Source organism: Oceanobacillus profundus (genome assembly GCF_003515705.1).
GTDB classification, from domain to species: domain Bacteria; phylum Bacillota; class Bacilli; order Bacillales; family Amphibacillaceae; genus Oceanobacillus; species Oceanobacillus profundus.
Window position 1 is genome coordinate 168,439 of sequence record NZ_QWEH01000003.1, and the last position, 22,372, is coordinate 190,810.

The 22,372-nt window shown below is 38.0% G+C and carries 25 protein-coding genes; 3 read left to right on the forward strand and 22 right to left on the reverse strand.

Features of this window, described 5'->3' with window-relative positions:
* The first annotated feature begins 347 nt into the window (after nucleotides 1-347).
* Nucleotides 348-569: a DUF1128 domain-containing protein gene (locus D1B32_RS06420; RefSeq protein WP_095308580.1), complete on the forward strand. Its 222-nt coding sequence runs from the start codon at nucleotides 348-350 to the stop codon at nucleotides 567-569.
* A gap of 47 nt (nucleotides 570-616) precedes the next feature.
* Here D1B32_RS06420 and rnc read toward each other — a convergent pair whose 3' ends face one another.
* The 9 genes from rnc to sdaAB form a co-directional block, all read right to left on the reverse strand.
* Entirely contained in the window at nucleotides 617-1,303 is a 687-nt protein-coding gene (rnc, locus tag D1B32_RS06425) for a ribonuclease III (RefSeq protein WP_095308579.1), read from the reverse strand.
* Between the two features lie 100 nt (nucleotides 1,304-1,403).
* Nucleotides 1,404-1,637 (reverse strand): acyl carrier protein, encoded by a 234-nt coding sequence (gene acpP / locus D1B32_RS06430; protein ID WP_095308578.1) that lies wholly within the window; start codon nucleotides 1,635-1,637, stop codon nucleotides 1,404-1,406.
* Between the two features lie 208 nt (nucleotides 1,638-1,845).
* Nucleotides 1,846-2,586: a 3-oxoacyl-[acyl-carrier-protein] reductase gene (gene fabG / locus D1B32_RS06435; RefSeq protein ID WP_095308577.1), complete on the reverse strand. Its 741-nt coding sequence runs from the start codon at nucleotides 2,584-2,586 to the stop codon at nucleotides 1,846-1,848.
* Nucleotides 2,586-3,524 carry an ACP S-malonyltransferase gene (gene fabD / locus D1B32_RS06440; protein ID WP_095308575.1) on the reverse strand — a complete coding sequence of 313 codons (939 nt, stop codon included), beginning with the start codon at nucleotides 3,522-3,524 and terminating at the stop codon, nucleotides 2,586-2,588. The genes fabG and fabD overlap by 1 nt, the downstream gene beginning before the upstream one ends.
* Nucleotides 3,525-3,528: 4 nt before the next feature.
* Nucleotides 3,529-4,527, reverse strand: a complete 999-nt coding sequence (gene plsX, locus D1B32_RS06445; RefSeq protein WP_095308574.1) for a phosphate acyltransferase PlsX — start codon at nucleotides 4,525-4,527, stop codon at nucleotides 3,529-3,531.
* Nucleotides 4,524-5,105 (reverse strand): transcription factor FapR, encoded by a 582-nt coding sequence (gene fapR, locus D1B32_RS06450; RefSeq protein ID WP_095308573.1) that lies wholly within the window; start codon nucleotides 5,103-5,105, stop codon nucleotides 4,524-4,526. The genes plsX and fapR overlap by 4 nt, the downstream gene beginning before the upstream one ends.
* A 142-nt stretch (nucleotides 5,106-5,247) precedes the next feature.
* Complete coding sequence (gene recG / locus D1B32_RS06455; RefSeq protein ID WP_118888938.1) at nucleotides 5,248-7,281, reverse strand: ATP-dependent DNA helicase RecG; 2,034 nt, start codon at nucleotides 7,279-7,281, stop codon at nucleotides 5,248-5,250.
* 30 nt (nucleotides 7,282-7,311) lie between these two features.
* Nucleotides 7,312-8,187: an L-serine ammonia-lyase, iron-sulfur-dependent, subunit alpha gene (sdaAA, locus tag D1B32_RS06460; protein ID WP_095308571.1), complete on the reverse strand. Its 876-nt coding sequence runs from the start codon at nucleotides 8,185-8,187 to the stop codon at nucleotides 7,312-7,314.
* Between the two features lie 22 nt (nucleotides 8,188-8,209).
* Entirely contained in the window at nucleotides 8,210-8,872 is a 663-nt protein-coding gene (gene sdaAB / locus D1B32_RS06465) for an L-serine ammonia-lyase, iron-sulfur-dependent subunit beta (protein WP_095308570.1), read from the reverse strand.
* Nucleotides 8,873-9,069: 197 nt separating this feature from the next.
* Between sdaAB and D1B32_RS06470 the strand changes: the two genes are divergently transcribed.
* A complete protein-coding gene (locus D1B32_RS06470; protein ID WP_118888939.1) occupies nucleotides 9,070-10,326 on the forward strand; it encodes an NCS2 family permease in 1,257 nt (418 codons plus the stop codon).
* 61 nt (nucleotides 10,327-10,387) lie between these two features.
* Here D1B32_RS06470 and D1B32_RS06475 read toward each other — a convergent pair whose 3' ends face one another.
* The 13 genes from D1B32_RS06475 to D1B32_RS06535 form a co-directional block, all read right to left on the reverse strand.
* Entirely contained in the window at nucleotides 10,388-10,849 is a 462-nt protein-coding gene (locus tag D1B32_RS06475) for a HicA family toxin-antitoxin system (RefSeq protein ID WP_095308567.1), read from the reverse strand.
* A gap of 243 nt (nucleotides 10,850-11,092) precedes the next feature.
* The gene (locus D1B32_RS06480) at nucleotides 11,093-11,911 is read right to left on the reverse strand and encodes a polysaccharide deacetylase family protein (protein WP_118888940.1); all 819 of its coding nucleotides are present in this window, start codon (nucleotides 11,909-11,911) and stop codon (nucleotides 11,093-11,095) included.
* 99 nt (nucleotides 11,912-12,010) lie between these two features.
* Entirely contained in the window at nucleotides 12,011-12,886 is an 876-nt protein-coding gene (gene rsiV, locus D1B32_RS06485; protein ID WP_118888941.1) for an anti-sigma-V factor RsiV, read from the reverse strand.
* The gene (locus D1B32_RS06490) at nucleotides 12,870-13,406 is read right to left on the reverse strand and encodes an RNA polymerase sigma factor SigV (protein WP_095308564.1); all 537 of its coding nucleotides are present in this window, start codon (nucleotides 13,404-13,406) and stop codon (nucleotides 12,870-12,872) included. The genes rsiV and D1B32_RS06490 overlap by 17 nt, the downstream gene beginning before the upstream one ends.
* 336 nt (nucleotides 13,407-13,742) lie before the next feature.
* Nucleotides 13,743-14,567 carry an urease accessory protein UreD gene (locus tag D1B32_RS06495; RefSeq protein WP_095308563.1) on the reverse strand — a complete coding sequence of 275 codons (825 nt, stop codon included), beginning with the start codon at nucleotides 14,565-14,567 and terminating at the stop codon, nucleotides 13,743-13,745.
* Nucleotides 14,560-15,180, reverse strand: coding sequence for an urease accessory protein UreG (gene ureG, locus D1B32_RS06500; protein ID WP_095308562.1), 621 nt, complete (start codon nucleotides 15,178-15,180; stop codon nucleotides 14,560-14,562). The genes D1B32_RS06495 and ureG overlap by 8 nt, the downstream gene beginning before the upstream one ends.
* 187 nt (nucleotides 15,181-15,367) lie before the next feature.
* Nucleotides 15,368-16,054: an urease accessory protein UreF gene (locus D1B32_RS06505; RefSeq protein WP_095308561.1), complete on the reverse strand. Its 687-nt coding sequence runs from the start codon at nucleotides 16,052-16,054 to the stop codon at nucleotides 15,368-15,370.
* A complete protein-coding gene (gene ureE / locus D1B32_RS06510) occupies nucleotides 16,047-16,502 on the reverse strand; it encodes an urease accessory protein UreE (RefSeq protein ID WP_095308559.1) in 456 nt (151 codons plus the stop codon). The genes D1B32_RS06505 and ureE overlap by 8 nt, the downstream gene beginning before the upstream one ends.
* Nucleotides 16,503-16,512: 10 nt before the next feature.
* The gene (ureC, locus tag D1B32_RS06515) at nucleotides 16,513-18,225 is read right to left on the reverse strand and encodes an urease subunit alpha (protein WP_095308558.1); all 1,713 of its coding nucleotides are present in this window, start codon (nucleotides 18,223-18,225) and stop codon (nucleotides 16,513-16,515) included.
* Nucleotides 18,222-18,545, reverse strand: coding sequence for an urease subunit beta (locus D1B32_RS06520; RefSeq protein ID WP_095308557.1), 324 nt, complete (start codon nucleotides 18,543-18,545; stop codon nucleotides 18,222-18,224). The genes ureC and D1B32_RS06520 overlap by 4 nt, the downstream gene beginning before the upstream one ends.
* A gap of 13 nt (nucleotides 18,546-18,558) precedes the next feature.
* The gene (locus tag D1B32_RS06525; protein WP_095308556.1) at nucleotides 18,559-18,861 is read right to left on the reverse strand and encodes an urease subunit gamma; all 303 of its coding nucleotides are present in this window, start codon (nucleotides 18,859-18,861) and stop codon (nucleotides 18,559-18,561) included.
* Between the two features lie 889 nt (nucleotides 18,862-19,750).
* Nucleotides 19,751-21,409 carry a fatty acid kinase ATP-binding subunit FakA gene (locus D1B32_RS06530; RefSeq protein WP_095308555.1) on the reverse strand — a complete coding sequence of 553 codons (1,659 nt, stop codon included), beginning with the start codon at nucleotides 21,407-21,409 and terminating at the stop codon, nucleotides 19,751-19,753.
* Nucleotides 21,410-21,440: 31 nt separating this feature from the next.
* Nucleotides 21,441-21,803: an Asp23/Gls24 family envelope stress response protein gene (locus D1B32_RS06535; protein WP_118888942.1), complete on the reverse strand. Its 363-nt coding sequence runs from the start codon at nucleotides 21,801-21,803 to the stop codon at nucleotides 21,441-21,443.
* A gap of 341 nt (nucleotides 21,804-22,144) precedes the next feature.
* Here D1B32_RS06535 and rpmB point away from each other — a divergent pair, with 341 nt between their 5' ends.
* The gene (rpmB, locus tag D1B32_RS06540; RefSeq protein ID WP_095308553.1) at nucleotides 22,145-22,333 is read left to right on the forward strand and encodes a 50S ribosomal protein L28; all 189 of its coding nucleotides are present in this window, start codon (nucleotides 22,145-22,147) and stop codon (nucleotides 22,331-22,333) included.
* Nucleotides 22,334-22,372 lie beyond the last annotated feature (39 nt).

Consider the following 22,372-nt stretch of genomic DNA (forward strand, 5'->3'; position numbering starts at 1 on the left):
TACGGGGAGCTTTGCCGTCTTGAACTTCGACGCCAAGGGCGTGCTAGTGTCGGCTTTGCACCAAAGCTTTTCAGTGGGACAAGTAATCGCAGCCCCAGAACGTTTCGGCTTTAGCCTACCTCGGTCCTTTTCATCTTCCTTTTGAACACGCACTTTAAGTATTATTTTAAATGAGATCCTCTGCTTCCTGCTTCTCATTGTTGTTATATTCCATTTGAAATTGCTTAACAAAAAAATAGTTTGGCTTTTTAACTTATTTATTTTATCATAAACTTATTAACAAAAGAAGTGCAGAACTGTTTCAGGCTTCAACGAATCGCAAGTGTTTTGCAAAAAAGGAGGATAAAATGAGTTTAGAAGTCGCATCTGTAGAAAATATGAAAATATTGCTGGAGGATTTAGCAGATAAATTGCAGGTTGTTAATCGGACAATCATGGATCCAGAGGATTACGATCTTGAAAAATACGATGATTTAAAATTTATGTATGATATGGTTAATCAAAAAGGAAGACTAAGTGCATCTGAAACACAGGCATTTATAGAGGAACTTTCATTAATTCGGAAATAAATAATGCAAAAGGCTGTGTCCACCTGATGGATAACAGCCTTTCTTAATTAATGTGGAATAAATGAATCAAGCGCATATTTTGCTGCACGTTGTTCTGCTTCTTTTTTGGTTCTCCCAATTCCTTCCCCAGCATTTTTCCCTTTTATAACAACCTGGGCAACAAATTCCTTATTATGGGAAGGTCCCTTCTCATCTATAATTTTGTATTCAATGGTTTGGTTTTTGTTTTGCTGTACTAACTCTTGCAGTTGACTTTTATAATCCATCGCATGCGAAAAAGCACCTTTTTTGATTTTAGGAAATACATGAACTTCTAAAAAATTGATCGCTTCATCAAATCCTTGATCTAAATAAAGTGAGCCAAGGAAAGCTTCAAATACATCAGCCAAAATAGCAGGTCTATCTCTCCCACCCGTTTGTTCTTCACCTTTACCGAGTAATAAATACTTACCAAAGTTTAATTCTTGAGCAAAATTTACTAAAGATGGTTCACAAACAATTGCAGCACGTAGTTTCGTCATTTCACCTTCTGGCATCTCTTTATTTTTTCGATATAAGTATTGTGAAACACCTAATTCTAGAACTGCATCGCCAAGAAATTCAAGTCGTTCATTATCCGAAAAAACGACATTTCGATGCTCATTCACATACGATGAATGTGTAAAAGCCTGTTTTATCAGGTTATGGTTATTGAATGTAAGATTAAGCTCTTTTTCTAATTGTTCTACGTTCATTATTTTCACCTCCATTTTTTAATATAGATACAGAAAGTCCCGCATGAAGCGAGACTTTCTGTTCATATTACGAACAAGCGTAATTGCTTGAGTAATTTGCTTAAGCTTTGCTGTTTATGTAGTTTACAGCATCACCTACTGTATTTATTTTTTCAGCATCTTCGTCAGCAATTTCCATGTCAAATTCATCTTCCAGTTCCATTACAAGTTCTACTACATCTAGTGAATCAGCTTCTAAATCTTCTTTAAAAGAGGCTTCCATTGTAATTTTAGACTCTTCAACATCAAGACGGTCAACGATAATAGCTTTAACACGATCAAATACGTCTGCCATTTTACTTCACCTCCCTTCAAGTAGTATAAAATATATGGATAAGAAATTCTAGCAGGAACCGAATTAAAACAACCACCTACACATTTAACCCTTTTATTCATAAAAGGTATACACCCGCAAAGCGTTGTATGTTTCGTAGCAGGTATACGCAAAATCCATCATTGCACATTGGTTCCTAGTTTCTTTATATACAGCCTTTGCAACTAAATTACATTACCATTCCGCCATCAATGTGGATGGTTTGGCCGGTGATGTAGTTGGCGTCATCGGAGGCTAGGAATCGCACGACTTTTGCAACGTCTTCTGGTGATCCCAGTTTTTCTAAAGGAATCACTCCTAAGATTGCTGCTTTTTGTTCTTCATTTAGTTCGTCTGTCATATCTGTTGCAATAAACCCTGGTGCAACTGCATTTACTAAAATATTCCGTGTTGCTAGCTCTTTGGCAGATGTTTTTGTAAGTCCAATAACTCCTGCTTTTGCAGCAACATAGTTTGCTTGTCCAGGATTTCCACTAACTCCTACTATAGAAGCTACATTAATAATTCTACCTGCCCGCTGCTTCATCATTTGTCTTGTAACAGCTTTCGTACAAATAAACACACCTTTTAAATTTGTATTTATAACTTGATCAAATTCTTCTTCTTTCATGCGCATTAACAAATTATCCCTTGTAACACCAGCGTTATTGACTAAGATGTCCAAGCTGCCAAATTGTGTCACAACTTCTTTAACCATAGCTTTTACACTAGTTTCATCCGCAACATCAGCTTGTATTTTAAAGGCCTTTACGCCTAGCCGTTCAACTTCTTCTACAACTGCTTGTGCTTTCTGCTCACTACCAGCGTAATTAATCGCAACATTTGCACCTTGACGCGCAAGCTCTAATGCAATTGCTCTTCCAATTCCACGAGATGCACCTGTTACTAACGCATTTTTCCCTTTTAACATTATGCATCCCCCCTATACCACGAAATAAACTCGTTCATTGATTTCAAATCCTGAACCGCAAATGTCTTCACCTTTTTATCAATTTTCCGCAGCAAGCCAGAAAGAACTTTTCCGTTACCTACTTCAACAAATGCGTCAACACCTTGGTCAATCATATGGTTAATGGATTCTTCAAATCGAACTGGTGAATACAATTGTTTAAGAAGTAAATCCTTAATCGCTGCTTCATCTGTTACAGCCTCTGCTGAAACATTGGCAAAAACCGGAATTATAGCATCTTTAATTGGTGTTTTATCCAAATATCCTGCAAATTCTTCGTTCGCAGATTTCATTAATCGAGAATGAAATGGCCCGCTCACATTTAACGGCAGGACACGTTTTGCTCCTTTTTCTTTTAATAGATCAGAAGCAAGCTCAATTCCTTTTTGCGAACCAGAAATAACAACTTGTCCAGGACAATTTAAGTTAGCAATATCCGCTATTTCATCTGTTATACCAGACAAGACTTCTGTAATCTCTGCTTCCGAAAGCCCAAGAACTGCTGCCATTGTACCTTGTCCTTTTGGGAAGGCTTCTTCCATTAACTTGCCACGAACACCAACAAGCGGCAATGCATCTTCAACAGTTAATGCTCCTGCAGCAACTAGTGCACTGTATTCCCCAAGACTATGGCCGACTGTCATCACTGCTTCGACCTTTTCCTGCTCGAGTAATTGATGGATCGCAATGCTGGTTAATAGTAATGCTGGTTGTGTGTTTTCTGTCTCTGTCAGCACTTCTGCAGGACCTTCAAATATAATTTCCTTTATATCCTTACCTAATACATCATTTGCTTTCTGAAACAGCTCTCTAACTTGTGGAAATTCATCATAGAATTCCTTTCCCATTCCAACAGCCTGTGAGCCCTGACCAGGAAACATTAAAGCTACGCGCTTCATTCAATCACTCCTTTTCTGATTCAATTGATTCAACTGTTGTTTTAATTGTATTTGTTACATCATTTTCCACCATATAGCTAGCTTGTTTAATGGCACTTAAAATTGCTCTACTATTCGATGAACCATGAGCCTTAATAACAGGAGCTGCGAGTCCAAATAGACCAGCACCACCATACTCTGAATAATCCAGTTTATCTTTGAGCCCACGTAAATCATTTTTCGCTAGTGCTGCGGCAATTTTCGTTTTTGCTGAAGCCATAAAGGTTTCTTTTAATAACGTAAAAATAGTTTGAGCAGTTCCCTCAATCGTTTTTAATGCGACATTACCACTAAACCCATCTGTAACAACTACATCAGCAGCATGATTTAATATATCACGCGCTTCGACATTTCCAATAAAATTTATAGGTGCCTTTTCGAGCAATTCAAACGTTTTTTTCGTTAGATCGTTCCCTTTTCCATCTTCTGTACCAACATTTAGTAAACCAACAGTTGGATTTTGAATTTGTCGTACCTTTTCAGAATAGATGGATCCCATAATTGCATATTGTACTAAGTGATCAGGCTTTGCATCCACATTTGCCCCAACATCTAGCATTAGAAATCCCTTTCCATCAACGGTCGGCAATGTAGGGCTTAATGCAGGCCGATCAATCCCAGGTATTCTCCCGACAACAAATAATCCCGCACTCATTAATGCTCCCGTATTACCAGCAGAAATACATGCATCTGCATAGCCATCTTTTACGGCCTTCGCCATTAATACAAGTGAGGAATTCTTTTTGCGACGCACTGCACGAACTGGCTCATCATCGCTAGTAATGACTTCGTCCGTATGTACAATTTCAATATTTTTATCATTTGTTAAAAATGGTTTTATTTGTTTTTCGTCACCATAAAGGGTGATATTCAGATTTTTAATTTCTGAAATAGCATCCATTGCACCTAATACAACTTCTTTGGGCGCATTGTCTCCGCCCATGGCGTCAATTGCTAATCTCATTTATTTTTTTCCCCTTTATTTTCATTTGATTGGTACATATAAAATACACCGGAAAATACTTTTTCATTATCAACATAACTATGGACCGCAACAATGGTCCGGCTTTTTTCATCTTTACCTTCCACTGCCGCCTTAGCTATCACACGTTCTCCTTCGATTACTTGACGTCTGAATTTAACTTCGGACTTTGCAGTAAGTGCAAGCTCATCGTTAATTACTGCAACAGCTAATGAATTTGCCTGCGCGAATAAATGATGTCCCCTAGCAATTTTATTTCTTGAGAAAACAAGATCAGATGTAATATCGAGAATAGAGATCGCACGCTTGTCCAACTCTAAATCAATAATTTCACCAATAACCTCGTCTAATGACAAAGCTTTAACCGTTTCATTCCACTGATTCGTCGCAACATATTTAATTCGTTCTCTTAATTCAGGAATAGCTAATTCCATTCGATCGAGTCGTATCGTTTGAATACTAACTTGAAACGTTTTTGCTAAGTGTTCATCCGTAATAAAAGGCGTCTGTTCTATTTTTTCTTTTAACAGTCGCTGACGTTCCACTTTTGTTTTTCTCATTGACCGCACCATCCACCATTCATCATATTTTCACTTTATTGAAGAGTTCTAAATGAGGATAACCGGACTTTTAGAACTACTCGTTTATGACTTGGTACTAATAGTAATATATAATAGCTACTTTATTTATGCAAGCATACTTTTAATCAATTTTATCCGCAAACGAAAACTCGCGCTCTAAATAATGCTTTAGCGCACGATATTCTTTATTTTCTTCTAATTGATTTGTTTCCACGATTTCCTGTGCATCGTTCCTTGCAGTTTCTAAGGCACGATAATCATGTATCATATCCGCTACTTTAAATTCAGGAACACCGCTTTGTTTTCTGCCAAAGAAATCACCTGGTCCTCTTAATTGAAGGTCCTGTTCAGATAGTTCGAAGCCATTTGTTGTTTCTGTCATAATTCGCATCCGTTCTTTTCCAACTTCACCTTTTGGTTCAGCAATTAAAATGCAATAGCTCTGTTTACTGCCTCGTCCTACTCGGCCTCGCAACTGATGTAGCTGTGACAAACCAAATCGTTCTGCATCGTAAATGACCATTACGGTCGCATTTGGCACATTCACGCCAACTTCTACTACGGTTGTTGAAACAAGCACCTGAATATTATTGGCAGCAAACTCCTTCATCACACTATCCTTTTCTTGTGCTGATAATCTACCATGCATTAATCCAACATTTATTTCTTCTGGATAATATGCTTCGAGCTGGTGAAATAAATCTACTGCATTCTGAATATCAAGCTTGTCAGACTCCTCAATGAGCGGACTAATGACATATGCCTGCTCACCTTCCGCGATACGTTTTGCAATAAAATCCAGGATTCTTTCAAACGTGTTTTCCTTTGCCCAAAGGGTTTCGACTTCTTTTCTTCCAGCAGGCATCTCATCAATGATTGAAACATCCATATCCCCAAATGCCGTAATTGCTAAAGTTCGCGGAATTGGAGTTGCTGTCATAAATAACACATCCGGATTTAATCCCTTGTCCCTTAATGTTCTCCTTTGCTCGACACCAAACCGATGTTGCTCATCGACAATAACAAAGCCTAAATCATGAAAGAAGACATCATCTTGGATCAATGCGTGTGTTCCTATCACTATATCTACTTCTCCATTTTGGACGGCTTGCAGCATTTCTTTTCGTTTTTTCCCTTTTACCGAACCTGTTAACAATGCAATTTTTGCTAGCTGTCCAAATAATGCTGTTAAGGATTGAAAGTGCTGTTCTGCTAGAATTTCAGTCGGGACCATTAATGCTCCCTGTTTTTCTGCTGTGATTGCGGCATAGAGACCAATTGCTGCGACGGCTGTTTTCCCTGAGCCAACATCCCCTTGCAACAGTCGGTTCATTCGATATGGAGACTTTAAGTCTGCCATTATTTGGTGTAAAGATTTTTGTTGTGCTCCTGTCAATTCAAAAGGGAAACTAGAAATAAATGCTTTCACTTTTTCTGCGTCATAGTGTTGCGCATTTCCTTTAGTTGCTTCGCGTTTCAGTTTACGTAATAGCTGCATTTTCAATTGAAAAACGAGAAACTCTTCATATGTAAAACGACGACGTGCATGCTTTAATGCGATTCGATCAGCAGGAAAATGCATTGTCTTAACTGCTTCTGAACGACTTGGCAGCTTATAGGAAACCAAAAGGTTCGCCGGCAATATTTCTGTAATTGCATCACCATACTCTGTTAATGCTGCTTGCATATACTTTTTTAATTTATAATTGGTTACATCACCTTTTACTGAATACATTGGTTGTACATCAGCCTGTTCATCGGCACTACCTTTTTTATAATTACTAACCGTAATTTGCAGGCGATGCGCATCCCATTTCCCTGTTAATGTAATTGTGTCACCGGCCTGAATTTGTTTCTTTGCAAATGCTCGATTAAACATCACAGCTTTGATCGCAACACCTTCTACTTCGACTGTAAACGTGAGTCGGGATTTTCGCTTACCGAAAAAAGTGAGGGAAGGATCATGTACCACCCTCCCCTCAATCGTTGCTTTATCGTCATGTATTAATTCACTAAGTGGTTTAATTTCATACACATCGTAGCGGTATGGGAAATACAGCAGTAAATCTGCAATGGTGTAGATTTTTAATAATGCCAAATCTTCTGCTGCCTTCTCTCCGATACCTTTAACGTGTGTTACAGGCTCATTAAGCACAGTAAATCACTCTTTCTATATAAGGTTACACTAAACCGATATTCCAAATATTTTTTCTTTCAGCAATCTCCCTGTTGGTGTGTCTGCCAATCCACCTTCACCTGTTTCACGCAAGCTCGATGGCATTTGTTTACCAATTCGGTACATTGCTCCAATTACTTCATCACATGGTATTTTGCTTGTAACACCAGCTAATGCCATATCAGCTGAAACAATTGCCAAGGACGAGCCTGCAGCATTTCGTTTGACACAAGGTACCTCTACAAGACCTGCTACCGGATCACAAACAAGCCCAAGCATATTTTTCAGCGTTATTGCAAAAGCTTCTGCTGATTGCTGAGGTGTTCCACCAGCCATCTCAACTATAGCTGCTGAAGCCATTGCTCCAGCAGAACCAACCTCAGCCTGACAGCCACCAGCGGCTCCAGATATGAAAGCATTATTTGCTACTACAAAGCCAAAAGCACCTGCCGTAAATAAATAACGAATCATTTGTTCCCTGGTTGGATTCAGCTGATTTTTCACAGCGAATAGAGTGCCTGGGACACAGCCAGCACTGCCAGCAGTTGGTGTTGCACAGATGATTCCCATTGCTGCATTTACTTCATTCGTTCCCATTGCTTTACTTACTGCGTCTAATAGCAAATGACCTGACAATGGTGTTTTTTCCTTCATATACGTTTGGATCCGGACAGCATCGCCACCAGTCAGTCCTGTTACTGATTCCACACCTTTTAGCGCATCATCAATTGCGCGCTCCATCACCTGGAGGTTTTTTTCCATTTCAGCAAAAACGTCATCACGTGATTTCTCTTGTACATCCATTTCCTGGCGGATCATCACTTCAGAAATTAAAATATTTTCTTTCTCAGCTATTTCAACCAATTCGGCTACTGTTCGAAACATTGCTTTAACCCCCTTCTGGAAATTAGCTGACAATTTTTGATATCTGAATGATATGATCAGCACTTTCCAACTCTTTTAATATTGTATCTTCCACATTCTGATCAACTTCAATTACCATCAATGCCTCTTTTCCGACATCTTTTCGGTTTACTTCCATATGACCAATATTAATTTCGTGTTTTGCTAAGATTTTTGTTACGGAAGCAATTGCACCAAATCGGTCACTATGCATGATTAAAATAGCTGGATGGTTTCCAGATAAACGGAGTGCAAATCCATTCAGCTCTGTAATTTCAACTTTCCCGCCGCCAATAGAAATGCCGACAAGTTCCAACTGTTCGGAATCATCACCAATAACGAGTCGGGCAGTATTCGGATGGTCTGCGGAGGCACTGTCCTCAATAAACTCAATTTCAAGACCTTTCTCTTTAGCCGTATCTAAAGATTTGCTTATCTCCGGGTCATCCGTTTCTAATCCTAAAAGCCCGCCTGCTAATGCAAAATCTGTACCATGACCTTTATATGTCTTAGCAAAAGATTCATACAAATAAATTTTCGCCCATGTTGGTTGCTTACCAAAGAGATTACGGGCAGCTTTTCCAATCCGAGCAGCTCCAGCCGTATGCGAACTGGATGGTCCAACCATGACAGGACCAATAATATCGAACACTGAATTATATTTCATGAATTTCACCGCCTCTTCATTGCATAGTTCTTGCTCTATTGTAAAGTATAACAAAAAAGTTTATAATAATCATTTGTGGATTATAGAACAATTGTTTATTCGCAGAAGTCTAACCATGTATTACCAATCGACTCAAACGGGATAACAATTCTATATATCGGGTGGGAGAGGGATAGTAAAATGTTAGAGGAAATCAAATGAAACAACAAATTTCATTAAAAAATGAAATAATCGCCGGTATCATCGGGTATTTTACAACTGTCTATATTGTTGTAGTCAATGGCTCCATTTTGAGTGAAGCAGGTATTTCACTCGAAACTGGGATGATTGCCACCATCATGGCCAGCTTTGTCGGCACGATGATGATGGGGCTTTTTGGAAAGCTGCCGTTAATTTTAATTCCTGGGATGGGTATCAATGCTCTTTTTGCCTATTCGATTATAAACAATAACGACTTTACGTTTCAAGAAGGTCTTGCTGTAGTACTTGTAGCAGCTCTTATCTTTCTTATAACAGCATTTACAAAAATCGGCGTTATTTTGAAAAATGCGATTCCAGAATCCTTGACACATGCAATTACAGTTGGTCTCGGCTTTTTCTTAATTTTAATCGGTTTGGAAAAAAGCGGAATCGTAATTGGTGGTGGTAGCACAATTGTCGCTATCGGTGACTTTACATCAACACCTGTAATCGTTGGGCTACTTACCTTATTTATCGCCATATTTCTTTTCGTAAAAAATGTACCTGCAAACTTTTTAATTACAATGATTATCGGTACGATACTTGCTGCTGTTTTCGGTCTGCAGCAACCGGAAGTAGAGCCGGTTCAGGTACATGTCAATGAGTTACTTTTTATTCCTTCGTTTACAGCAATCGGAGACTTTGCGTTCTGGTTGGCGGTATTTCCATTAGCATTGATTCTTATCTTTGAAAATATGGGAATTTTAACAGGACAACTTGGAATGCTAAAACGCCATGAAAGCTATAATAAGGCATATCGAATTACTGCTTTTTCAACTGTTACATCCGCTTTTTTAGGCACTTCGCCAACGGTTTCTGGCGCTGAAAATGCTGCGGTGATAGCTTCTGGCGGAAAAACAGGTCGAGCAGCAATTACAGCTGGTATTTTCTTTTTGGCTACCATTTTCATCATTCCTTGGATATCAATGGTTCCAAATTCTGCCATTAGTCCCATCTTAATAATTGTTGGATTTTTAATGGCACAAAATATTAAGCACTTGCCATTAAATGACATTGCCGATTCAATTCCAGCTCTCTTAATCATTGTTATGATTCCATTCACCTATAGTATTGGAGATGGAATGGCCTTCGGTTTTATTGCATATCCGATTGTAAAAATAGCTTTAGGAAAACAAAAGGAATTGACAAAGCCGTTAATTATTATTTCTTCCCTGTTTTTCATTGAATTTATCTTGAAAATTACAGGCATATAAAAAACCGCCCCGGCATTCTAGATGGATTAGCCTAAATCCTCTAAGTCGGGGCGGTTTTTGTCTATTTCGCATCATCTCTCGATTCTTCAATATGCTTCTGAATTTTTTCTTGTACCATCACTTCTACTTTTTCTACTCGCTCATCTTTTAAATGCCTCTCTGGCTTTGGATGGAACCACCTGATCTCATCATCTCGAAAGATTCCTTTATATTCATTCCCTTGGATCGACAGCTTAAACTGATGCACATCGTGCGTTTGATCAGCAAACAGGGGTTTTACTTCAATGTCATCTGTTTCATCTTTTACTCCATGCTCATCTAAAAGCCGATGCACTTCTAATTCAACAGCTTTCAAATACGCATCTCCCAAATCCTGTTGTGGATGCGGATTAAGCCATTGAATTTCACCATCATGGAAATTACCAACATATTGGTTTCCATGCACTTTTAACTTGAATTGATGTCTTTCATACGTGCGATCTTCAAAAATTTGTTCAACTTCAAAATTATCGACCAGCGCCAACGCCTCCTCGAATTGATTCTTTACTTACTATATTCCCGAATCTCATAAAAAAAATCGGCTTTCAAACTAAATAACAATATTTTTATAACAACAATAATGTACTATTCAATTGCATTTGTAAAGTATTGTATTTATGACAATTATTGTAATTTATTTATCAGAAGTAAAAAAACTGCACCAGCAACTTTTATAATGTACATAAATTGGTTCCCATCTTCAGCCCCATAGAATTAGCTTTAAGTTTTAATATTTCACTTTGTAATATGGTCCAGCACCCACATCTACTGGCAAAGATAAAATCTCACTAACAGTTACAAAATGATAACCTTCGTTGATAAGTGCAGTTAATAATTCAGGCAAAGCATCAGCTGTTTCTTGGTGGATATCGTGCATCAAAACAATTGCACCGGGAGTGATACTGTTCAGAATTTCCTCCTTTATCTTTTTCGCATTTCTCGTTTTCCAGTCCAGGGAATCGACGGACCATAAAATAAGAGAGTTTCCTAATGCTGTAGCTGTTTCTTCAACACGCTCATCAAATATACCATAGGGAGGTCGAGTCATTGTCGGATACTGTCCGCTCGCTTCTTCTATATTTCTAGCTGATTCAGAAATTTCTTCATCAATATCATATGTATCTAACTTAACTAAATTTTGATGTGAATTTGTATGATTACCAATTTCATGACCTGCCATAGCAATTTCCTTAGCCATCGATGGGTTCGCTGTCGCTTGACTGCCAAGCATGAAAAAGGTAGCTTTAGCATCATGCTCAGCAAGAGCCTCTAGTACTTGGGGAGTAACGTTAGAATTAGGGCCATCATCAAATGTAAGTGCAATATATTTCTCGTTAGGATCCAAACTATTTACTACTTCGGAATCCTTTTGTACCAGAAACTGTTTGTCGTGCAGTACCATTTCTTTCAACTCATGATCTGCTTCTTTTTTAACTGTTGACACAGTTTGTGTACTACTTCCAACGGACCCACCTGAAATGAAAAAAATGGTTAACGCAATAAGTATAATTAATACCCACCCCGGCCAACGTATTCTCCTAATCATTTTATATTTATCCTTTCTACCAGACTATTAGCAGAGCTAATAGCCTTACCTACATGTTATACTTTTTTTGCAATTCGATTACAATTACGGTCAAAGTCATTAATGAATGTATTCATTACTAACGAGTACTTCATTTAAAATTTCAGTTGGAATTATGAATTCAACGGTTCCCATATATCCTGGTGCAACTTCATATTCATCGAAAGAGATAACAAGCTTTCCATCATTATTAATATAAAATTGCTGTTCAGCTTGTATTGCTTCAAAGAAATCACCGAAGTCTTCCAAGCCAGCATCTTCCACCCAATATATTTTATTAGTATCTGAATTCATTTGTTCACGCATTTGATCCTTGATATTTTCGCTGATTATCTGAATGTAGCTTTCATCACTGAACAACATTGGTAGCGACAGCAATATTTCATTATTTTTATCTATCGTGTCATATTGAAGCGTCGTTGAACCTGAACCAGCAATTCTATTAACATACCTCTCTAACACAAAGATCTGCTCATTATCTGTCTTCACTTCGAAGCCACTAGAAATCGCATAATGCCCAGTTTCCCCCTCATTAACCTTTTTCATAATAGCTTCAAATTCTTTATAAAGGGTTTTGCCTTCCTCTAAGTAGTCCTCATTTAGACTATCTTCAAGTTCTTTGTTTTCTAAGTCTGTCACTGCCGGCACTTTAATATCTGCTGATAGAAGCTCATCTTCCTCCTCAAATTGTGTAATTGTGATGACCTTTACAACCTCTCCAACAATAGGTACCTCAGATAAAGCCTGGGCCATTGCTGGACTGACATTCACACTCATTGTAAATAGTAAAACAGCTGCTGCAACACCAGCAGACCATTTAGCTGTAAGTCTTTTAGTTCTTCGTTTTTTCAGTGTATCTTGCACAACACGATCAAGCTCCTTTGGAATCGCGATTTCATCATACCTTTTCTTTAAGGATTTAAAATTTCTTCCCACGTTTTACCTCCTCCTCAATTGTTGAATCTTCGTCCAGTTCAACTTTCAGTATTTTCAATGCTCTGTATAGCCTTGTTTTAACCGTATTAACATTTTCCCCTACAATTTTAGCGATTTCTTCTATTTTCATGTCCTCAAAATATCTAAGTATGATTATTGTTTTGTACTTATCTGGAAGGTGGTCAATCGCCTCTTGTAAATCTAAATGGTGATACTCATCTTCTCTGCCATTTGCTAAAACCTCCATCACAGTATCATCGACTACACTCAGCCTTTTATGCTTTCGCAAATGATCCAGGGAAGTGTTTACAACTATCTTATAAAACCAACTTTTTAAACCAACTTGATTTTCCAATGTGTTGATGCGAATTAGTGATTTATGAATTGCATCCTGTACGATATCAAGCGCATCCTCTTGATTCCCCACATAGCTATAGGCAATCCGATAACAACTCTCCTTATTCTCTATAATAAACGCGATTAATTCTTTTTCTAATTTTGATTTTTTAAACAAACCCATCTAAAAGAGCTCCTTTTTCGGCGGTTAATAAGCTTATACATACTAGACGTTCGAACAGCGTAAAAAGTTTGCGCATTTTTAATTTATTTTTTAAAAGGTTATTTTAAGGAATTGTTGTCGTTATATGTATCCCTTTATTGATAAAAGTTCGTAGAGGCGCAGCAAGTTTGAAATACCAGTTTTAAAAACGAACTAGTTGCTTACGTTTATTAATCTGAAATAACAAAAAGAGTGCTTCTTGTAACAGAAATGCCCTCTTTATCCAATAGTATGAATCTATACTAAAATGTAATGCAATGAAAAAAGCCCGACAACCTTTTCGATTGTCGGACGAGGTTAATATTTTCTTAGAAAACTCGGCTTCATTTGATACCATTGATTGCTTATTGCGTGATGACAAGCAGTGAAAACACGTTCAATAACCTGTGTAGAATTAGCCAGTAATCTTATAGTAAAACCAGGTACATAAAGCTCTGATAAACCTGCTTTTATATCAGCCGTTTCTTCATTAATTGTTTCATATAACAGATCAAGCAGAGCAGAATCTGTCTTTTCCCCAATCACAATTAACGAGCCTAAATGTGTATAGCCTTCCATAAATCCCAGACCACCAATTTCTTGAGCACCTGGATTTAAGTTAATATGGTCAAAGGCAATCAATTCATTATCCATATAAATCTCGTTAATTAACCGTAATTGATCATAGCTGAATTGCTTCCCTTCCGGAGACCATCCAGGTGTCAAAATATCGGAATAAAGCAATGTTGCACCTTTTTCCATATATACTGTATTTTTCTGAAAGTAACGCGCGTCCTGGTAAGCAATCAGCGGATCTGGCAGATATTCTAAATAACTATCTTTTTTCAAATGAAATTCTGTTTCCTGGTATGCTTCTTTACTCGGTGTTTTATACACTTTTGTTGCAGATTGTGTTGTTAGCGTAACCTCGGCACCTTCATCAAGTGTTACTTTCATACGGTACGTATCGCCATCCAAATAGCCACCACCAGGATTTAGCAAGTAATAACAAGGAAAATTATAATTATTAAGATATACAGGGCGCATCACTTTTAATGCACCTTGAAAATAAACCTTTTTAGCTACTGTTCTTCCTTGTCTGTTCTCCAAGTCTAACTCGAGAATCCCAGTCCAATCAGTCATGTTGCTCCAATCCCTTAAGCAATGCATGCTTTTTAATCCAATCTATGACCTTATCAAGTCCTTCATTATCCTTCAAATTCGTAAAAATAAATGGCTTATCACCACGGAAGACCTTCGTATCTGACTCCATAATTTCAAGGTTCGCACCGACAAATGGGGCTAAATCTGTTTTATTAATTATAAACAAATCAGATTTAATCATCCCTTGTCCACCTTTACGCGGGATTTTTTCCCCTTGTGCCACATCAATAATATAAATCGAAAAGTCAACGAGCTCCGGACTAAATGTAGCAGCGAGGTTATCACCACCGCTTTCTACGAAAATCAGCTCAACATCCGGATGTTTTTCTTTCAATTCCTCAATTGCAGCGAAGTTCATCGATGCATCTTCGCGAATCGCTGTATGCGGGCAACCACCTGTCTCCACTCCAATGATTCGATCATCTGGCAAAATACCATTTGCTACAAGGAACTTCGCATCCTCTTTCGTATAAATATCATTCGTAATAACCGCCATGCTAATTTCTCCATCCAATGCACGTGTAAGTTTTTCTACGAGCATCGTTTTTCCTGCACCAACAGGGCCACCTATTCCAATTCTAATTGGTTCCATACAAACACTTCCTTTATAAAATTTCATTAAAGAGGATGTTCAAAAAGTCCGGTAAAAATGACAGTTCGAGAACAAAGGACCTTCGACTAAAAACCTCCACATTCTATGTTGAACATCGAAATCCCAATACGTTGCGACTTAGCCGACCTCGTACCTTTTCTTTCTCCTCTTGAACACACACTTAAAACTACGACATAAAAATTCGGATATTAACACGTTCATGTTGCATTTGAGCTAATTCCAAGCCTGGTGAAACAATTCCGAAATCAATACTATCAAGTTTCATTACATTAGCCGTTGCAACACTAAGCTCTTGCTGAAATTCGTGGATTATCTGCTGTCCTGTCGTTTGCCCTAAGGGAATCGCACGTACAGCATTTTGAACGAGCGCTGCAATGGTTGAATATAAGTAATATCGAATGGTCATTTCCTTATCAACTTGCAAATAATGACCAACGATTGTAAACGCAAGCGCGGAGTGACCAAATGAACGCTTTTCTTTAATGCGTTGTCGATATTGTGATGTAATTGGAATTTTATATAATGCCTCTACGATAGTTATCATCTGTTCTCCCATTCGCTGTGTACCTACCCGTGATTCACGCGCAAGATTTTGAACAGTTAAAAGCCGGTCCAGTTCCCATACCTTGTCCAACTCGTCTTCAACTAGTGCCTCATATGCAAGCTTCGAGGCTAAGCCATCTGAATAGACGAGCTGTTCATGTAAATACACTTTTAGCCATTTGGAGAAGGACTCTTTGTCAAAAATTAGGTTTTCTTGGATATATGTTTCCATTCCAAACGAGTGACTGAAAGAACCCGTAGGAAAATTTGAATCGCATAGCTGAAATAAAGCCAATGCACGATCAATCATGGCTATGTCCTATATGTCGGAACGCTTGGTTCACTTTACGATCCTCTCTTTTGAAAGGAATGCCAAGTTCTTGCAATAGTTCCTCTACTAAGTAATCGTATTGAACAAGCATGTCATCCTTCTCAAACTGGGCTGGGAGATGACGATTTCCAAGCTGGTGAGCGATTGTTCCCATTTCATGCATACTTCTTGGACTAATAACCAACAAATCGTCTGACAGCACATCAATAATTATCATATTTTTTTCATCCATGTATAGTACATCACCAGCTACTAAATCACGTGGCTCCCTTAGACGAATTCCAATTTCTTTCCCATGATCTGTTTCGACTCGTTGAATCCGCTTGACTAGGTGAGCACTTTCAAGATAAACCTTTTCTTTATGTCGCTTACTAATTTCTTCTTGATTCATTTCGTTTATATTTCCAACTATTTTTTCGATTATCAATCATTTCACCTCAAAATAAGAAATACCGTTGACCCATTGGTACCGTGTCAACAGGATCACATGTAATTATTTCACCATTTATTCGTACTTCATACGTTTGTGGATCAACATCAATTTCTGGCGTTTCTGTGTTTAGCTTCATATCCTTCTTTGTAAGCTGACGAATCCCACGTACCGGTTTTACCATTTTTTCCAGTCCAAGTTTTTCTTGAATGTTATCGTCATAAGCAGCTTGTGATACAAAAGTAAACGAACTTTTTGCCAGTGCTTTTCCAGTTGTAGCATACATCGGTCGATAAATCATTGGTTGCGGGGTTGGAATTGTTGCATTGGCATCCCCCATCAAACTTTGTACAGCAAGACCATTTTTTAGAATCATCTCTGGTTTTACCCCAAAAAAGCGCGGTTCCCATAATACAAGGTCGGCTGACTTTCCTACTTCAATCGAACCGACATATTCAGAAATTCCATGTGTAATTGCAGGGTTAATGGTATATTTGGCGATATACCGTTTAGCACGATTATTATCCGCATATTTGCTATCGCCTTTCATTGTCCCCATTTGCATCTTCATTTTATCAGCAGTTTGCCATGTTCTAAGGACAACTTCACCAATACGTCCCATCGCCTGTGCATCGGAGCTCATCATGCTGAACACACCCATATCCTGTAAGATATCCTCTGCTGCAATCGTTTCTCTGCGAATGCGTGAATCAGCAAATGCTATATCCTCTGGAACAGATGGATTCAAGTGATGACAAACCATTAGCATATCAAGGTGTTCGTCAATTGTATTGACTGTATATGGCATCGTTGGATTCGTCGATGATGGAAGCACATTTAACATACCGGCAGATTTAATTAAATCTGGTGCATGCCCGCCACCAGCACCCTCTGTATGGTACATATGAATTACACGATTTTTAATTGCTCTCATCGTATCTTCAAAAAAACCTGCCTCATTCAATGTATCTGCATGAAGGGCAACTTGAACGTCAAATTCGTCAGCTACCTTTAATGAATGATCTAATGCAGATGGTGTTGCTCCCCAATCTTCATGTACCTTCAAACCTATTGCTCCCGCACGGATCTGCTCTTCAAGCGGGCCGGCTGTTGCAGCGTGACCTTTACCTGTTAAACCGATATTTATCGGAAGTCCCTCAATAGCTTGAAGCATTCGATGCATGTTCCATTCGCCCGGCGTTACCGTAGTCGCTCGCGAACCTGCACCAGGTCCGGTTCCTCCACCAATTAAAGTTGTTAATCCAGCTGTAAGTGCAACATCTACTTGCGCAGGGTTAATAAAGTGAACATGTGTATCGATTCCACCTGCCGTCAGAATTTTACCCTCACCTGCAATTACCTCTGTTGCAGCTCCGATAACAATATCTACATTGTCCATAACAAGCGGATTTCCACTTTTTCCAATGGCAAAAATCAATCCATCTCGCAATGCAACATCTGCTTTATAAATCCCTGTATAATCGAGCACAATCACGTTCGTAATTACGGTATCTGGAACTCCTTCTTCACGAGTAGCTAGTGGATGCTGTCCCATTCCGTCTCGGATGACCTTGCCACCTCCGAACACTACTTCTTCACCATAGGTCGTATAATCTTTTTCGATTTGTATGAATAAGTCTGTATCCGCTAACCGAACCGAGTCTCCAGTTGTCGGTCCATACATTTGTGAATATTGCTCTCTGGACATCTTAAAACTCATTTTGAATCCCTACCTTCTAATGGCCCATCAACTTTATTTGTGAATCCATATACAACGCGCGCACCTGCATAATCAATTAGTTCGATCTCTTTTTCATCACCAGGTTCAAAACGAACTGCTGCACCCGCAGGTACATTTAATCGTTTTCCATATGCCTCCTCACGATTGAATATCAACGCTTCATTTACTTCATAAAAATGATAATGTGAGCCAACTTGTACTGGTCGATCGCCAGTATTGATTACAGTAACTTTCGAGCTTATTTTATTTTGATTACAGATGATCTCTTCATCTTTTAAAATCAATTCACCAGGTATCATTTTGTCACTCCTTTTAACGTATCGGATGATGAACCGTTACTAATTTTGTACCATCAGGAAAGGTAGCTTCAACTTGAATATCATCAATCATCTCCGGTATACCTTCCATTACATCTTCGCGCGTTAAAATCGTTGCTCCGAATTCCATTAACTCAGCAACCGTTTTACCATCACGCGCACCCTCTAACAGCTCATATGTAATCAATGCCATTGCTTCAGGGTGATTCAGTTTCAGACCTCGATCTTTTCTGCGTCTTGCCAGATCAGCTGCTACTACAATTAAGAGCTTGTCCATTTCACGCGGTAATAATTGCATCTATTCATTTCCTCCTTTTACTATCATTGTGCTATAACCAGTTTTCCCACCTCTTCAAAATCCAAAACAAATACTAAATTTTAAAAATATGTTTGTATTATTATTGGGAACCTTCACACTGTTTAATACCTATAAATTAAATTATTTAACAGAGTTAAAAGGCATACCGTTTACAGAAGTAGATGTAAGAAATCTTGGTTCACAAAGAACCATCTTTTAATCATATTGGCCCCTTCAAAGACAGTAGATTTTTTTCGTATTTAAATTAATCGTTATTGATCATACTTGAAACTATGTGAAAACAATCACAAATAAGCGATTCCATAGGAGAACCACGTAGTACGCTGTATTTAATTTTTAATGGTTTATAAAAGTTTGTCATACATGTCGCTCATTTTCAGTTAGGGACTGATGAAGACGGTGGATCTTCTGAACAACGAAAAGAGAGGTTTGTCTACTTCGTCTGTTAGTAGATTAACTAAAGACAAAATAGTTTGAGAGTGTAAATAAATCTTTAATCAATATATGATTAATTCAATACTATATCTATGATACAGATTTTTGGCGAGAAATCAAGCTTTTCGTTTACAAAAAACGATATTCTTTGATGTTGAACATTTCTCTTTAGTAAAACTGCAGAAATTTGAGCAGCATCAGGAGCACAATTTAAAATCCTTAATCGTGATACGTTTTATCGTTTCATCGATAAGATTCGTCTTATGCACCTCTATTGCCTTACACGCCGTTGCAACATACAGACTGTCCATAAGTGTGGCTGCTTCTAGTCCAACTAAGCCTCAGCTCCTAAATTATTCGCAGCATTCAAATTTTATAGTGTTTTATCCACAATAAAAGATCGTGCATTATCGCACGATCTTAATCCTTAACATTATTCTACAGAGAAAATATAAGAATAGATGGGCTGATTACCATTATGAATCTCAACCTCGATATCCCCATATGTTGCTTCAATATAGTTCACAAGCTCCGCAACTTCACTTTCTTCTACATCCTCGCCTTGTAAAACAGTCAATATTTCATCTTCATCTGTAATTAATTCATTCAATAATAATTTAACAGCTTCTGTTTTATCTTTATGTGTTGTAACGATTTTACCTTCATTAATACCCATAAAGCTGTCTTTTTCAATTGTAATACCATCAATTTGCGTATCTCTTACAGCATATGTTATTTGTCCAGTTTTTACATGTTTACGGGCTTCATCCATCGCTTCTTTATTCTCATTAATGCCAGCTTCCGAATTAAATGCCAACATTGCACTTATTCCTTGTGGAATTGTTTTTGTCGCGACAACTGCTACATTTCCCTCAGCAAGCTCTGCTGCTTGATCAGCTGCCATCCAAATATTTTTATTGTTTGGCAAAATAATTACATTCTCAGCATTTGCTTTTTGAATAGCATCCGTAATATCCTGTGTACTTGGGTTCATCGTTTGTCCACCTTCAATGACCACAGATACACCTAAACTTTCAAATAATGCCTTTAGTCCACTTCCCATAGCTACTGTGACAACACCATACTTACTTTTTTGCTTCTTTGTATTTTGTGACTTTTCACCAACGATTGCCGCATGCTGCTGACGCATGTTTTCGATTTTCATATTGATCAAGCTTCCGAAACGCTGTCCCATTGTTAGGCATGTTCCTGGCTCTTCTGAATGGATGTGAACTTTTACAATTTCATCATCTGACACTACTAATAATGAATCTCCCAGCTCACTTAATTCATTACGGAATTTTTCTTCACTAAATGGATACTCTGCTAATTTATCATCCTCAAATTTCACCATAAACTCTGTACAGTAACCAAATTCAATCTCTGACGTATCCATGAAATCTTGGCTAACTTTATGATGCTCAGCATTCACCATTTCTTCCATCTTTACTTCTGTTGTATCAGCCGGTAATGCTTCCCCTTTTAAAGCAGCCAAAAAGCCTTCATAAATTGTTACAAGTCCTTGTCCACCAGAGTCAACTACTCCTACCTCTTTTAAAACAGGCAATAACTCTGGCGTACGCTTTAGAGATGCTTTTGCCTCAGCAAGCACCTTTTCCATGAACAGAATAATATCTTTTTCTGTCTCAGACAGGCGTACAGCTTCCTTGGCTGAATCCTTTGCCACAGTTAAAATGGTCCCTTCAACAGGTTTCATTACTGCTTTATAGGCGCTAACCACACCGGCATCGAATGCTTGAGCTAAATCAGCAACCGTCAATGCCTGCTTCTTTTCCATACCTTTTGCAAAGCCACGAAAAATTTGGGATAAAATAACACCAGAATTGCCTCTTGCTCCCATTAGCAGTCCTTTTGCGAAAGCGTTGGCTATCTCAGATGCATTATTACTTGTATGTTGTTTCACTTCATTTGCACCCGAAGTTATCGATAAATTCATATTCGTTCCCGTATCACCATCTGGTACTGGGAATACATTTAACGCATCTATTTTCTTGGCATTATTCGCTAAATGATGTGCTCCAGTGAGTATCATCTGTGCTAATGTAACGCCATCTAACTTTTCTACCGTCACTGAATTTCCTCCTCCACAACCCGAAACAAAACTAGTCTTTTGCTACACGGACTCCTTGAATATAAATATTTACTGAGTCGATGGATAAACCTAAAGATTGATGTAATGTATATTTGACTTGTGATTGTACATTATTTGCTACTTCAGAAATTTTCGTCCCATAACTTACAATAATATACATATCAATATGCAACTTATCCTCTTCTTGTCGAACTACAATTCCTCTTGCATAATTTTCATTTCTGAGAATCTCTGCAATCCCATCTTTAATTTGGCTTTTAGATGCCATTCCTACAATTCCATAACATTCAACTGCAGTTCCGCCAGCAATTGTAGCGATAACTTCATTTGTAATTGTTACTTGACCATCAGTTGTATGAAGTTCAATGGACATAATTATCCTCCTTAACGTACATATCAAAAAGCATCGAATGAAAAGCAAATCATAGTACTTAATACTTTTGATTTCTTATTACCTTTAAACAGAATATAAGCAAATTATACTATACACAGAACATATTTAAAAGCAACTATAATATGATACGAATAAAATTAAAAATACCTCATACTACAATGAATGATTTCGTATAATCTGTCAAGTATTTTCGCTTTATCCCATTGACACAATCCTCTCTCCATCTGACATTTTTAAAAAAGATTCGTTGCATTATTAGTCTACTTGTGATAAATTGTATAAGTAATTACTGACACATGATAGAGTAAGGAGTGAATATTATGGCTAGAAAATGTGTTGTAACTGGACGTCAAACTCGCAGTGGTAACCTTCGTTCTCACGCTATGAATTCCAACAAACGTAATTGGAAAGCTAATGTACAAAAAGTACGTATTATGGTAGACGGTAAACCTAAAAAAGTTTATGTTTCTGCTCGTGCACTTAAGTCAGGTAAAGTAGAGCGCGTATAATATACCAGAGCGTCAGCTTAACATTAGACGACCAAAAGC